This window comes from Halpernia sp. GG3, from assembly GCF_052976925.2.
In genome coordinates, this window is sequence record NZ_JBRIIR020000010.1 from 1 (window position 1) to 15,050 (window position 15,050).

At 32.7% G+C, this 15,050-nt stretch carries 14 protein-coding genes; 1 reads left to right on the forward strand and 13 read right to left on the reverse strand.

Translation table 11 applies throughout. The features are described from left to right. On the reverse strand, positions 1 to 1,000 hold a 1,000-nt coding region (locus tag ACVBED_RS04415; RefSeq protein ID WP_473094560.1), incomplete at its 3' end, for a glycosyl hydrolase family 18 protein. Between the two features lie 109 nt (positions 1,001 to 1,109). On the opposite strand from ACVBED_RS04415, the gene ACVBED_RS04420 reads away from it, so the two are divergent. Then, positions 1,110 to 1,802 carry a DUF1003 domain-containing protein gene (locus ACVBED_RS04420; protein WP_447118839.1) on the forward strand — a complete coding sequence of 231 codons (693 nt, stop codon included), beginning with the start codon at positions 1,110 to 1,112 and terminating at the stop codon, positions 1,800 to 1,802. A gap of 13 nt (positions 1,803 to 1,815) precedes the next feature. Here the strand turns inward: ACVBED_RS04420 and ACVBED_RS04425 are convergent, their stop codons facing one another. The 12 genes from ACVBED_RS04425 to ACVBED_RS04480 all read right to left on the reverse strand — a co-directional run bounded on the left by ACVBED_RS04425 (position 1,816) and on the right by ACVBED_RS04480 (position 15,026). Then, a complete protein-coding gene (locus ACVBED_RS04425; RefSeq protein WP_473094561.1) occupies positions 1,816 to 3,057 on the reverse strand; it encodes a DUF2130 domain-containing protein in 1,242 nt (413 codons plus the stop codon). Between the two features lie 170 nt (positions 3,058 to 3,227). Then, positions 3,228 to 4,469, reverse strand: coding sequence for an NAD(P)/FAD-dependent oxidoreductase (locus ACVBED_RS04430; protein ID WP_473094562.1), 1,242 nt, complete (start codon positions 4,467 to 4,469; stop codon positions 3,228 to 3,230). A gap of 141 nt (positions 4,470 to 4,610) precedes the next feature. Beyond that, complete coding sequence (locus tag ACVBED_RS04435; protein WP_447118847.1) at positions 4,611 to 5,183, reverse strand: hypothetical protein; 573 nt, start codon at positions 5,181 to 5,183, stop codon at positions 4,611 to 4,613. A gap of 310 nt (positions 5,184 to 5,493) precedes the next feature. Then, positions 5,494 to 7,272, reverse strand: coding sequence for an acyl-CoA dehydrogenase family protein (locus ACVBED_RS04440; protein WP_447118849.1), 1,779 nt, complete (start codon positions 7,270 to 7,272; stop codon positions 5,494 to 5,496). Between the two features lie 77 nt (positions 7,273 to 7,349). Then, entirely contained in the window at positions 7,350 to 7,715 is a 366-nt protein-coding gene (locus ACVBED_RS04445; protein ID WP_447118851.1) for a four helix bundle protein, read from the reverse strand. A 56-nt stretch (positions 7,716 to 7,771) separates the two neighbouring features. Next, on the reverse strand, positions 7,772 to 8,953 hold the full coding sequence (locus ACVBED_RS04450) for a thiolase family protein (RefSeq protein ID WP_447118853.1): 1,182 nt from the start codon (positions 8,951 to 8,953) through the stop codon (positions 7,772 to 7,774). Positions 8,954 to 9,122: 169 nt separating this feature from the next. Then, positions 9,123 to 9,314: a four helix bundle protein gene (locus ACVBED_RS04455; protein WP_473094563.1), complete on the reverse strand. Its 192-nt coding sequence runs from the start codon at positions 9,312 to 9,314 to the stop codon at positions 9,123 to 9,125. Positions 9,315 to 9,387: 73 nt separating this feature from the next. Beyond that, positions 9,388 to 11,793, reverse strand: coding sequence for a 3-hydroxyacyl-CoA dehydrogenase/enoyl-CoA hydratase family protein (locus ACVBED_RS04460; protein ID WP_447119464.1), 2,406 nt, complete (start codon positions 11,791 to 11,793; stop codon positions 9,388 to 9,390). A 56-nt stretch (positions 11,794 to 11,849) separates the two neighbouring features. Then, positions 11,850 to 12,302, reverse strand: a complete 453-nt coding sequence (locus ACVBED_RS04465; protein ID WP_447118857.1) for a MarR family winged helix-turn-helix transcriptional regulator — start codon at positions 12,300 to 12,302, stop codon at positions 11,850 to 11,852. A 162-nt stretch (positions 12,303 to 12,464) separates the two neighbouring features. Beyond that, positions 12,465 to 13,388, reverse strand: coding sequence for an ABC transporter ATP-binding protein (locus ACVBED_RS04470; protein WP_447118859.1), 924 nt, complete (start codon positions 13,386 to 13,388; stop codon positions 12,465 to 12,467). A gap of 7 nt (positions 13,389 to 13,395) precedes the next feature. After that, the gene (locus ACVBED_RS04475; RefSeq protein ID WP_447118861.1) at positions 13,396 to 14,379 is read right to left on the reverse strand and encodes an iron chelate uptake ABC transporter family permease subunit; all 984 of its coding nucleotides are present in this window, start codon (positions 14,377 to 14,379) and stop codon (positions 13,396 to 13,398) included. 80 nt (positions 14,380 to 14,459) lie between these two features. Next, entirely contained in the window at positions 14,460 to 15,026 is a 567-nt protein-coding gene (locus tag ACVBED_RS04480; RefSeq protein ID WP_447118863.1) for a TlpA family protein disulfide reductase, read from the reverse strand. Positions 15,027 to 15,050 lie beyond the last annotated feature (24 nt).

Consider the following 15,050-nt stretch of genomic DNA (forward strand, 5'->3'; position numbering starts at 1 on the left):
TTGTCCTGCCTTGGTTCGTTACGTATTGCTTGATCCATTGTCTTCCGTAACCTGCGACACCAAGAATTAATTTACTGCTTGGGACGATCTTCGCAACATCATCCATCTGTTTCTCAATCCATTTTTGAGCACTAATCGGTCCAGATTGTGAAGAGTCATTATATTGATCATAAGCCATCACGATAAAATAATCTGTAAAATTTTGCAGATATTTTAAATTATAATCAGAATTGTCCGGCATCACATCAATAGAAACTAATAAATGATTTTGCTTAAAAGCCAGATATAATTTTTTCTGAAATGCATTTAAATATTTATCAGAATTCTCTGTCATTTCTTCAAAATCGATGTTAATTCCTTGCAACTGATTTTGCTTAATAGTATTTACTAGATCAGCGATCAACTGATCTTGAATTTTAGGATTATGAAGAACAGTTTTAATTAAATCACCACTAAAATTCCCCTGCTTTCCTGGGACGGAAAGGAAATTATTAAAAATTGGCTGAATGCTCAAACCAAAATGTTTCATAACGCCCAATGCCTCTTTATCGATTCTACTGTCTAACCTGTAAGTCTTCGGATTAATAAAAAACCATTCAGGGTAAATAGTATTTAGTTTATTTCCATTGGTTCTCAAATCTGATAGAGACAAAGGACTCCAAGGTACATAGAATGCACCACGAACTAATTTAGCATCTTTTCTAGCTCCATTTTTATTTTCAAACGCGATTCTTTTATTTAAAAAATCTTTAAAACCTTTAAACTTTTTATTTAATTTAGTTTGTATCGTGAAAGGTGAAGAAGGATCAAGTTTCGTCTTGTAGGCGCTGCTAACAGAATTCATCTGCGGAAGCGTAGGATTTTTTCCTCTAATTACTGTAAAGATGACCAACCCAACAGCCGTTAAAGCTAAAATAGAAATAATTCTTAAAGTCCATTTTGCACGGTTGTACCGATTATTATTTAGAGTTTGAAAAATTTGATTCTTGTTATCTGACATTAAAGTAGTTTAGCACAAATTTAAATTAGTTTGGCTTCAATTCAATAAATTTTGTCTATAATTTTTTGGTAAAATTTATCTAGCTTTGATTTATAAACAAGATTAGTAAATGAAAACCAGCTTCATTAGTAAAAAAAATATTCCTGAGGGAGAACAACTTCAAGGTGAAGATTTAAGAGAAGGTATATTTAAATTAATTGAAAGTCGTTTTCCAGGATTTACGATTCAAGATTTTATTTCACTTTCTGAATTAAATCAATACCGAAGATTATACCTTACATCATTAATAGCAGAAGAAAAAGGTGAGCTTGCCATTATTGATATTGATGTGATGGATGCGATTAAAAATAATTCTATCCTTTCTGAAAATATGGAAGAAGATATTGAAGCTGAACTTACAACGGGTGAAAAGTTGGCAGATAAAGTGGCGGCTTTTGGGGGAAGTTGGACTTTTATAATCGTATTTTTTTCATTTATAATGATCTGGATCTTTATCAACATCTGGTTTATTACACAAAAACCTTTTGATCCCTATCCATTTATTTTATTGAATTTATTACTCTCTTGTTTAGCAGCTATTCAAGCACCAATTATCATGATGTCGCAAAATCGTCAGGAGCAAAAAGACCGACTTAGAGGTGAACATGATTATAAAATTAACCTTAAAGCCGAACTGGAAATAAAATTACTCAGTGAGAAAATTGATCATCTTTTAGTCCATCAGAACAAAATGCTTCTGGAAATACAGGAAATACAGACGGATTATCTTGAAGATCTGATGAAAGAGATGAAGAAGAAATAAATCCTGGTAAATATTACAAATCTAAACTTTCGGAAGTGTTATTTTCTTTCAGCTCATTAAACTTTGCGCTCATTGTTGGGTTTCCTTTGGTCAGTTTTTTAATTGTCAAATCTTCGGCTTTAATATTAGCCAAACGTAAATTATTTACTGAAGATAATAAAGAGTCTTTTGTTTTTTGAAGATGATCCATCGTTTTATCAATTTCGTCGATAGCAGTTTTAAACTGTCTGCTCGCCAGATCATAATTTTTCGCAAAACCTTCTTTAAAAATATTAATACTGTCTTCAAAATTTGTGATGTCAATATTTTGATTTTTTACTAAGGCCAGTTCCGCTTTTGCTTTTAAAGAATTCATTGCGGCATTTCTTAAAAGCGTAATCATTGGGATAAAAAACTGCGGACGAATTACGTACATCTTGGGAAATCTGTGTGAAGCATCTACAATTCCAGTGTTATAAAGTTCGTTATCTTCTTCCAACAAAGTCACCAAAATTGCAAATTCACATTTCTTATCATTTCGGTCTTTGTCTAATTTTTGAAAGAAGATTTCATTCTTACTTTTAGTGGTAGAATTTTCTTCCTTGTTCTTCATTTCAAACATAATAGAAATAATTTCATTTCCAACTTCATCTAATTCTCGGTAAATAAAATCACCCTTATTACCACTGCGCGCGTCATTATCTTTTTCAAAATAAGCATTTCCAAAAGCAGTCGATCTTATTTTATTAAACTCAATTTCGCAATGTTGCTCGAGTGTTTCGCCAACTAATTTTGTTGATAACTTTGAACGTAAATCTTTTAGACGATCGATCATTTGATCTTTCAATTCTATTTCACTTTTAAAAATTTTGTTTAAACTTTCTTTTTCATTTTTAAAAATATCTCGCTCTTTCTCAACTACTTTAATTGCATTTGCAACTGCTAATTCCTTGACTGTTTCAAAGTTTAAAATTTTTGAATTTAGTGTAGAGATAGATATGTCTTGCGAATTCTTCAAAGCTGTTATTTCTTTTTCTTTATCGCCCTTCAATTTCGCAATTTCATTAACTTTTTCTGCTAACTCATCCTTAAATTTATGTTCACTTTCAATTTTTGAAAGTTTAAATTCTAAATCTTTTTCTTTATTAAATACGCTCAATTTCTCTTCCACATCATTTCTAAATTCCACATCACGCACTTGTTTTAAAATATTGGCAAAACCTGCTTCATCTATTTTGAAAGCAGTTTTACAACTAGGGCAAATTATATCGTTCATGAATTTTAGTATAAGGTGAATTTAATAAAAAAAATATCACCAAATATACAGAAGCAAATTTTTAATTCAAAATCCATTTTTAAGAACAAAAAAAAGCCCTGATTTCTCAGCGCTTTAAATTGGTAATTTGGAAAATATTGGTGAATGATTACGCTAGAATATTGTGATTTCTATTTAAAAGCGTTTATCACAGCCAATGCCGCACTTTCACCGGAAAGCATTGCTGCATTTAGAGAGGCGTTCAGCAAAGTATCTCCAGCAAGGAAAATCTGTTTAGAATATTGCGTTTCGGCTGGCGTCAAACTATATTTAATATTTTTCAGATCGGGTAGTGCTTTTGGGATTTCGTATTGCATAATTAACCGAATAACTTCAATATTGAAATGTTTTTTTAACTCAACTTTTACTTTTTCAACGAGTTCTTCGCCTTTAAAATTTTGATTGTCAACAACCGTTACGGAAAGTAATTCTTTATCAGAACTTGATACCGTTTCTAAACTCGTATTATAAAATAGATTATTGATAAGTGTATTTTGTTTTGGCAAAAGTCCGATAATTGGTTTTTCAATAACGCGTCTTTCTGTCTCAAAATAGATCGTAACACAAGATTTCCATTTTATATTTTCTCTCTTAAAATTAGAAAGTAAATTCTTAGATTCTGTCGCGATAATCGTAAAATCGCTTTCTAAAATTTCACCGTTTTCTAAAGTTATTTCGCCATCCTTTACCGCCAAAACCTTTGTGTTAAAAAGTACTTTTGTTGATTTTAATTTATTAACCAGTTGATTAGGGATTTCTTGTATTCCTGCTTTCGGTAAAGCGGCATATCCATCGCCAAACATTTTATAAACAAACTCAAACATTCTGCTTGAAGTTTCCAATTTGGTTTCTAAAAAAATACCGCTAAAAAAAGGTTTAAAAAACTGAGAAATTGCTTTCTCCGAAAATCCAAATTTTTGCAAATATTCTAAAGTGCTAATTTCTTTTTCAGCGAAAATTTCATCTAAACTTTTTGATTTTAATTTCAAGTTTAACTGAAGAATTTTAATTTTATCCATTAAAGGAATAATGCTTGAAAATACGGTCGGAATAAGCAAAGAAAAATTGCGAAGCGGATCACCGATAGTTTGTGATTTCCCATTATCAAATATAGTTGCGCCTGGTAAGAAATTTTGCAATTCTAAAGCTTTAAAATCTAAAAATATCCGCGCCGCCGGATAAGAAGTGAGCAAAACCTGAAAACCGTGATCCAATTGATAACCATCTACTATATCAGTTTTTACACGACCGCCGACAGAATCTGTAGATTCTAAAATAGTGGGAGAGAAGCCGTGTTTTTCTAAAGTTTGGGCAGCAATTAAACCGCTTATTCCGGCGCCGATGATGTAGATTTTGGGTTTTGTTTGGGTCATTTATTTTTTAATGATAAAAATACAAATTTACGGGTTTTGGGTGTGGATTACAAAATATAATACGGGTTAGTCACGGATTACAAATCCGCGATATCGGGTAAGTAGTAGTTTAAATTTCATTTTTTTAATTATTAAATAGTTTTATTTTGATGGCTTGCCACCAAGTGAAATTATTTCATCTCTGTAATGTTGATAAACTTGTATACTGCTATTTGATGCTCCATTTGTTTTCAATTTTTCAATTTCATCATTCAAGTAGTCCAATAAGTTTTTACCATCTGCTGGATCTATAAAATTTATATCAAGATTATAATTTAAAACGAAGGTATCTAAAAAATCTAAAAAATTTTTTGCGATTGAAAATTTTAAAATATTTCCGTTTGGGATATTAAAAGATACACTATCACAAGTACAATTCGTTTTATACTTGTTCCAGAATTGTTGTACTTTTCTCTTTATAGTTTGGTCATCATCAACTTCTAAATTTACACAAGACAATTGTAAAATTCTTTTTTCATAAACGTATTCATAATATTTTGTTTCTTTTTCGTCAACTTTAGCCTTTGAGGCTACATCACCACAAAGTAATTTATAATCATCACGAGTTGGTGTTTGACATTCATTATCTAAAACATCAGTTTTGTTTGTAGCAATTGTTTGTGCATTAGAAAATAACACCAAAAGCAAAAATATAAGTAGTAATCTTATTTTCATAGATTTAATCATTAAAGGGTTTTATTTTTATGGCTTACCGCCAAGATCTTCAAATACTGGTTCAATTTAGTCGTCACAGCCAAGAAAAATATTCGACATGATTCATTGATTTTCGTGGTGATTTGATTTTTTAAACTTTAAAAGTAATTAATTCCTTATAAATATATAATAAATATTTGTTCAAAGATTTGTCTCGTGCGGGATCGGCAAACCTAATTTTTAGTTAAAAATTGATTTTACTAAAATTTAATTGAAAACTAAAAAACGCCCCAGTTTCCCGAGACGTTTTTAGAATAACATTTACTTATTTTTAATAAGCACCTTTTTCCACATAATGTGCTGCAATTTTTTCAGTCAACGCGATCACATTTGGTGTGTTGGTGTATTTCGTAAATCTTCGTAGACCAGAAAGCATCATAAGTTGCTCATCACCTTCGGCAAAAGAAATAATGCCTTCTTTTGCGGCAGCAATAATTTTTTCTGTGGCTTTGTAAAGATTTAATTGAGCCATTGAAGCCTCTACAGAATCTTTGTCGAAACTTTTTTCTGCGCGTAAAATTGCAGATTCTGCCATATAAATTTGGTTTAAAATCTCAGAAGCGTTCAATAATAAATGTTGTTGTTTATCAATTTCTCCCATAAATTTCTGCAAAGCCGCGCCGGAAACCATCATAAATACTTTTTTCAGGTTTTCTAAAAGGGCTTTTTCCTCTGACATAAATTCAGAATAATCCGGACTTTCAAAAGATGGAATTCCCATTAATTCTTTGCTAACCGCCATTGCAGGTCCCATTAAATCCAATTGGCCTTTCATTGCTTTTTTAATTAACATTCCGACAGCCAACAAACGGTTTATTTCATTGGTTCCTTCATAAATTCTACCAATTCTGGAATCTCTCCACGCGGCTTCCATTGGCATATCTTCAGAAAAGCCCATTCCACCGTAAATTTGAATTCCTTCATCTGCCGTATGTTGCGTAAGATCCGAAACAAAAACTTTTAAGATAGAACATTCAACTGCAAATTCTTCTACACCTTTCAATTCCGCTTCTTGGTGACCCATTCCGCCGGCAATTAATTCATCAATTTTATCCTGAATATCTTTTCCAGCGCGGTAAGTTGCCGCTTCACTTACAAAAATTCCAGTCGCCATCTCGGCTAATTTTTTTCTGATTGCTCCAAAAGTTGAGATAGAAACGCCGAACTGTTTTCTATCATTTGCATATTTTACAGAATGACCGAAAATTCTTCTTTGTCCGTCGATATTTGCCGCAGCCAATTTAATTCTGCCCACATTTAAAGAATTTAAAGCGATCTTAAAACCGTTATTTCTTTCACCTAAAAGATTTTCTGCCGGCACTTTCATGTCATTGAAAAAAACCTGTCGGGTAGAAGAGGAACGAATACCGAGTTTATGCTCTTCTTCGCCAAAAGTCAAACCTTCAGTTCCTGACTTCTCTACGATAAATGCGGTGATATTTTTATCATCTTCAATTCTTGCAAAAACGATGAAGATCTCTGCAAAACCCGCATTTGAGATCCACATTTTTTGTCCGTTGATGACATAATTTTTACCGTCTTCGGATAAAACTGCTTTTGTTTTCCCTGAGTTTGCATCTGAACCTGCATCCGGTTCTGTTAAACAATAAGCGCCGAATTTTGTACCCGTTGCTAAATCTGGTAAATATTTATTTTTTTGCTCTTCGGTTCCGTAAAGTAAAATCGGCAAAGTTCCAATTCCGGTATGCGCACCGAAAGCCGTGGCTAAAGAGCCATTTCCACCGGAAACATAATCGCAAACGAGCATAGTCGTGATGAAACCCATTCCTAAACCGCCGTATTGTTCGGGAACAGTCACTCCAAGAAGTCCCATTTCACCCAATTTTTTCATAGTTTCCTGCGTTAAGGCATAATCTTTATGCTCAAAACGCTCATGGAAAGGAACCACTTCACGGTCTATAAATTCTTTCGCAGAATCACGAATCATTTTTTGTTCTTCAGATAAATTTTCTAAAGTGAAAATATCTTGTGCCGGCGTTTGTTTTATAAGAAACTCACCGCCTTGTAAGGTTGTTTTAGTATCGTTCATTTGTTTTTATTTTTAGAAAATAGATAAAAGACTAATAGATAATAGACTTTAATCTGGTTAATAATTAGAAATTTTTGTTATTGATTTAAACTGTTTTGAAAGACCATTGTCGCTCTTTGAAATTCTTCAATTTTGGTTTCAATATTTGAAGTAATTTCATCTGAAACGTATTTTTTATAATTTGCTAATAGTAGTTGGGTTTGTAATTCAAATGAAGATCCAAGAGAAATGTCTAAAAAATGACTGAACGATTTATTAGTTCTACTGGAACCTTCTGCAACGTTGGACGGAATAGACACGGAACATCTTTCCATTTGGCTTCTCAATCCAAAATTTTCATAAGAAGGAAAATTACTGGTAAGATCTGAAATGTTTTTTGCAATTTCAATTCCCATCAGCCAAATTTTTAATTTCTTAAAATTGTGTCTTTTAAAATCACTCATCTTAATTATTGAATAATTAAAGTCTATTATCTATCCGTCTATTCTCTTTTCGTCTTTTAAAGCAACTCAAATATAGAAGCCGCGCCTTGTCCAGTTCCCACGCACATCGTCACCATTCCGTATTTCATATTACCACGTTTTTTCATTTCGTCTAATAGTTGAACAGTTAATTTTGTTCCTGTACAGCCAAGTGGATGTCCGAGTGCGATTGCGCCACCGTTTACGTTAACAATATCTTTATTTAAATTTAATTCATTCATCACTGCAACTGATTGGGAGGCAAAGGCTTCGTTAAGTTCAATTAAATCAATATCTTTTATATCCAATCCTGCCTGTTTTAAGGCTTTTGGAATCGCATAAAGCGGACCCATTCCCATAATTCTTGGTTCTAAACCAGCCGCAGCGTAAGCAACTAACCTTGCTTGTGGTTCAAGACCTAATTCTTTTACCATGTCTTCAGACATTACGATTACGAATGCTGCACCGTCACTCATTTGTGAAGAATTCCCTGCAGTTACGCTTCCACCGTTGGCAAAAACGGGACGTAATTTTGCCAATCCTTCCAAAGAAGTGTCAAATCTAGGACCTTCATCCACAGAAAAATCGAATTTTTTAGTTTCAGGTTTTTGTTGCTCGTTAAGAAAAGTATATTCGACGGGAATTGGAACAATTTGATCTTTAAATCTTCCTTCTTTATTAGCTCTTAAAGCTTTTTCGTGCGAGTGGAAAGCAAATTCATCCTGCGCTTCACGGGAAATATTATATTGTTTAGCCACTTCTTCTGCGGTGTAACCCATTCCCCAATAATAATCAGGATTGGTTTTTGCTAAATTAGATTCCGGAACTGGTTTGTAGCCACCCATGGGAATATAACTCATTGATTCTGTTCCACCTGCGATAATACAATCAGCCATTCCTGCCTGAATTTTAGCCGAAGCAATAGCAATTGCCTCACTTCCGGAAGCGCAGTATCTGTTCACCGTAACACCAGGAACTTTGTCCGTATTTAATCCCATTAAAGAAATTAAACGCGCGATATTTAAACCCTGTTCGGCTTCTGGCATTGCATTTCCAACAATTAAATCGTCAATTCTGTTTTTATCTAGTTTCGGACAGTCCGCCATTAATTTTTCAATAACGGTCGCTGCCAGGACATCTGGACGCGTAAATCTTAAACTTCCTTTCGGCGCTTTTCCTACGGCGGTTCTGTAACCTGAAATTATATATGCTTGTTTCATTTTTTTTGTATTATGTACAATGTATTATGTACTGATGATTTTAAATTAAATATTGTAATTGTTGATTAATTTTATTAGCATATTTTGGATATGTTTTAATTCACCAAATATTAGATTGTAATTTTCGAATGATATGTATTCTAAATTTTTAGCAACTATTAAGTTGAGTTTAAAATTCGAAGGAAGAACCATTTGCAATACCTACAAATTGATAAAATTCCTTCGGATTATTTCTTCCAGCACCTTCTGCGATATTAGATGGAATGGAAACAGCACATCTTCTAATTTGTGAAATAAGTCCAAGTTTCTCAGTTGAAGGAATGTTCTCTGTTAATAGATAAACATCTTTAGCCAAAATCATTGATTTCCTCCAAATAAGTAACTCTTTTAATCTATGCGTTTTCATCTAACTTCGAATGTCTAATATCTAACTTCTAATTGCGAAGAGGTTTTCCTTTGGTTAACATGAACTGAATTCTTTCCAAAGTTTTTCTTTCACCACACAGTTGAAGAAAAGTTTCACGTTCAAGATCTAATAAATATTGTTCAGAAACCACGGTTGGTTCTGATAAATTTCCGCCTACCATCACGTAAGCCAGTTTATCAGCAATCTTTTTATCGTGTTGAGAAATGTAATTTCCAGCCAACATTTGGTCTGTTCCCACGTAAAACATTCCCAAAGCATCTTTACCAACCACTTTCACTTTTTGCTCAATCGGTTGCGTATAGCCATGTTCAAATAAACTTTTAGCAAGCATTTTTGCCGTCATGATTTGCGTTTGCTTATTTACAACTACGATGTCTTTTCCGTGTTCTAAAATTCCCATATCATACGCTTCATATGCAGAAGTGGCAACTTTTCCCATTGCGATATTCATAAAAGCCTCACGCAAACGGTTATTTTTAACATCATCATTATGGAAATCACGGGACGTTCTCAACGTCATTTCTTTAGTTCCGCCTCCGCCGGGAATTACGCCAACACCAACTTCTACCAAACCGATGTACGTTTCAGCCGCAGCAACAACTCTGTCAGCATGCATTGTCATTTCACAACCGCCGCCTAAAGTCATCCCGAAAGGGGCAACCACAACCGGAATTGAGGAATAACGGACGCGCATCATTGATTTTTGGAAATAAGAGATCGCCCTGTTCAGATCGTCCCAATCTTGGTCAACCGCCATCATTAAAATCATCGCGAGATTTGCTCCGACAGAGAAATTAGCACCTTGGTTGGCAATTACCAAACCGTCGTAATCCTTTTCTGCTAGATCGATTGCCCGATTTAGACCATCTAAAACTTCACCACCAAGTGAATTCATTTTGGACTTAATTTCAAAATTGATAATTCCATCGCCTAAATCCTGAATTGCGGCGCCAGAATTGCTCCAAAGCGTTTTATTTTTTCTGATATTATTTAAAATAATAAAAGAATCTTGACCAGGAATTTTAGAATAATCGCCGGAATCTTTATTAACAAAAGTACTTTGACCTTCATCATTTACTTTATAAAAAGTTAGATTTTTCACTGCTAAATTTTTAACCCAGTCAGAAACTTCATAACCTTCCGCTTTTGCAAGTTCAATTCCTTTTTCTAAACCTACGGCATCCCAAATTTCAAAAGGGCCATTTTCCCAACCGAAACCAGCACGAAGTGCGTCATCAATTTTATAAATATCATCAGAAATTTCTGGAACCTTATGTGAAACGTACGCGAATAAAGCGCCTAAAGATTTTCTGTACAATTCGGCTGCTTTGTCTTTTCCAGCAATTAAAACTTTAAAACGATCTAAAGGTCGTTCGATATTTTTTGTTAATTCTAAAGTTGGAAAAGAATTTTTGCCCTGAAGTTCATATTCTAAAGTTTCAAGATTTAAACCTTGAATTTCTGGTTTTCCTTCTGTGTTTTTGATTTTTTTGTAAAAGCCGCCATCCGTTTTTGAACCCAACATTTTCTTTTCCATCATAAAATAAATGTACGAAGGCATTGCAAAACCATTCTGAAACATTTCCTGTTCGGTACCACTTTCCTGAACACCTTTTGCAACGTGAACAAAAGTGTCTAAACCAACCACGTCGGCTGTTCTGAAGGTTGCTGATTTTGGACGTCCGATGATTGGCCCCGTTAATTTATCGACGTCAGAAACATTTAAGCCTAGATCTTTCACGAGGTGAAGTAAATTCGTCATAGAAAAAACACCGATTCTATTCGCAATAAATGCTGGTGTATCTTTGGCTAAAACTGTGGTTTTTCCTAAAAATTTAGCGCCGTAAGACATATAGAAATCAATTATTTCCGGATCTGTATCGGGCGTCGGAATAATTTCTAAAAGTGGTAAATATCTTACTGGATTAAAAAAGTGTGTGCCTGCAAAATATTTTTTAAAGTCATCACTTCTTCCTTCAATTAAGAAATGAATCGGAATGCCAGAAGTGTTTGAAGACACTAATGTTCCCAGTTTTCTAAACTGCTCAATTTTCTCATAAACTGATTTTTTGATGTCTAATCTTTCAACCACAACTTCAATAATCCAATCCGTATTTTTTATTTTTTCTAAATCGTCGTCAAAATTTCCGACAGTGATCCTATCCGCAAATTTTGGTGAATATAAAAGTGCTGGACTAGATTTCTTAATTTTAGCAAAATTATCTGCAGCCATTCTGTTTCTCACCATCTTGTCTTCTTTGGTAAGACCTTTCTTAATCTCTGCATCCGTTAGCTCAAAAGGAACAATGTCTAGTAAAAGCACTTCTACGCCAATGTTTGCGAAATGTGCTGCAATACCAGAACCCATAATTCCCGAACCTAAAACAGTGACATGTTTTATGTGTCGATTCATCATAAATTTTTATTTTACTTTATTCAAATAAGAAAACCTTGCGGTTTACTTTTCTATTATTTTTTATTATTAATTTCGTTTGCAATTCTTAAAATAGTGGTCATCACTTCCTTAAATATATCCAATTTCTCTGCCGAAATTTTTTCGATCACTTTATTATTAAAATTCAGAACCACTTCTTTAGATAAGTTTCTACTTTTAATCCCTTTTTCTGTCAATTTAATGATGACTTCACGTTTATCTAGTGTTGTTTTCTCTTTATAGATATACCCATTATCTTCGAGTAATTTTATAATTCTCGTTAGGGACGTTGGTTCAATAGCCATTTTAGGACCAAGATTTGTACTTCTTGTGCCTTCTTTTGGATCAATTTTTAAGAGTGTCAGTGCTTGAACTGCCGTTGAATCATATTCTTGCGCCAAATCGCTGTACATCTTTGAAACAGCGAGCCAAGTAGATTTTAAAATCAAATCAACATTGTCTACTTTTTCATTATTTTTTAATGCCATATCATTAAATTATCTGTTACTCAAATATACAAAATATTATGCATGCATAGTACTTTGAAGAAATAGATTTGGCTAATATATTGATTTACAGTTATTTAATTAATATGAATTGCATAATACTATGCATGCATAATAAATTTAAAAAAGTGAAAAGTTATTGATTTAATGAAGGTTTGAAAGTAACTTTGTGATTTCTAGAAATGTGGTCGCTTTTTCTTGTTTATCATCAACAAAAACTTCCCAATAATTATCACTCCAAATAAATTTATAGTTTTTAAGATTTTTTGGATGGTTTTTTTGAAGAAAAGAATAGAGCAATTCTTTCTGTAATTCTGGTGCAATAATTTTTGGCGAAACAAATTCGGAATTAAAATTGTACAGTTTTGGGCTGGCTAATTTTGGATGATTTAGAAGAACATCTTCTGCAATTCCAGAAAATAATTGACTGTCTTTGAGAAGACAGATCTTGTCGCTAAATTCTTTTGCTAGACGCCAATCATGAGATGAAAATAAGATTATTTTATTTTGTTTTTTTGCAATATTTCGTAGTAAATTTAGAATCATCAACTTGTTTTTTTCGTCCAAATGCGTTGTCGGTTCATCTAAAATAATGATGGGTGTGTTTTGCGCTAAAGCCCTTCCGATAAAGGCTTTTTGTAAATTACCATCGGATAAATTCTGCAACTGAAAATTTTCAAATTCTTTTAAACCAAGATGATCAATAATGGTGTCAATTTCTTGTAAATCAATGGGTTTTAATTTAAAATAATAGGGATAGTGAATGTATTTGCCAAAGGCAATTAAATCTGTAACTGTAAAATGATTGGGAATATGAGATTTAGAAAAAACAACGGAAATTTTCTGAGCAATATCTTTTGAAGTTAAATCTTTGATATTTATTTGATCAACAAAAATACTGCCTAAAAGTAAATCGTTTTGACCTAAAATTGTTTTAATTAATGTAGTTTTTCCAACGCCGTTATCACCAATTATTAAGCAAACATCGCCAGTTTCCAAACTCATATTTCCGTTTGAAATTAAAGGTTTAGAATAACCGATTGTGATATTTTTTAATTTTAAAGTCATTGACAAATCATGTATTTGCGAATTTATTTTTACCGACTAACATTAATATTATTACTGGAATTCCAAAGAGGGAAGTGATAATGTTTAAAGGCCATTGCGACACTTCCGAAATTACTGAAAATACTTCCATAATACAGATTCCTACAATCATATTCAAAATCCATTGGTGCCAAAGTTTGGAAGGATTGTAAAGTAATCTTGCAAAATGCGGAACGACAATCCCAATAAATAAAATCGGTCCTAAAAATGCGGTGACAGATGCAGAAAGTAGGGAAGATGCAAGAATGATTAGGTATTTTAAATGCTTTAAATTAACGCCAAAGCTTTGCGCATAAGCCGAACCTAAACTATTTCCTATCAAAGGTTTTAAACATTTAAAACTTAGAAATAAACCGATTAAAATTAAAATTGAAAGAACAGTAATTTGACCAAAACTTACTTGATTATTTGCCCCAAAACTCCACAATACATAGTTTTTTAAACTTTGATTTTCCGCATAAAATTGCAAAATTGAAACGATTGCTCCCGCCAAAGCAGAAATTAAAAAACCAAAAATAATAATGAAACTTTTATCTTGAAATTTATCTGAAAACAAAAGTAAAATAAGCATTAAAACAAAACTTCCAGAAATTGCAGTGATGCTCAAAAAACTATTTTGTAGAAAATCTGGCAACACCCAATTTTGCGAGAAAAAAATATAAAAAGCCACACTTAAACTTGCGACTGAAGTAATTCCTAAAACCGAGGGGCCGGCCAATGGATTTTGAAAATATTCTTGTAAAAGAAAGCCTGAAGTTGGAATGGAAATTCCAGCTAAAAGCATTATTAAAACGCGGTTTATGCGCAATTGTGCGATATCAAAATTTGAAGAATTTGACGAAAAAAAATCTGAAAAATTTAAAGGAATATAGCCCGTGAATAGATTTGTAATAATTGCCAGAGAACCAATTATTAACAAAAAAAATAAAAGCTTTTTAAAACTAATTTTCATCCAAAATAAAATATTTCATGAAGTTATAAATACAAAAAACCGTCTAAAATTTACTTTAAACGGCTTTTAGAATTTATGATTTATTTAAATGAAGCCAACTTTTGATCTAGCATTTCTGCACTCATATTCCCCAAAGTTTCTTCCGTTCTTTTTCCTTTTTTCATAATGGTGTAAGGAATTGCTTGTCCGTCCCATTTATCAAAATTAGCTTTAAAAAATGCGGGATCTAATTTTGTGTGATCAACTAACATAATATGATTTTGTAAATCATTTTTTGCAGCGAAATTCTTTACAGCACCATTCCAATCAGATTTTTCATCGATATCTATAAAAGTAAATTTCACTGGTTTGCCTTTTAATTCTGCTATTTTTTCTTTAAAATGAGGAATTTCTGCCATACATGGACCGCACCAAGTTGCGAAGAAATTGGTCACATATAATGTATCATTGTCTTTATTTTTTAGATGATCTGCAACTTGCGCAGGTGTAGATTCTTTTAAATTTGAAATTAAGTTAGATGCAGCCGGCTTTGTAGTAGCAGCTGTTGTAGAATCTTTTTTGTCCGTATTCTTGTCTACAATTTTTGTTTCTTTTTTACACGCAGAAAGAGCGCCTAAAAATAAAACTGATAAGATTAATTTTCGCATAACTTTTATTTTTCTTATTTTTGA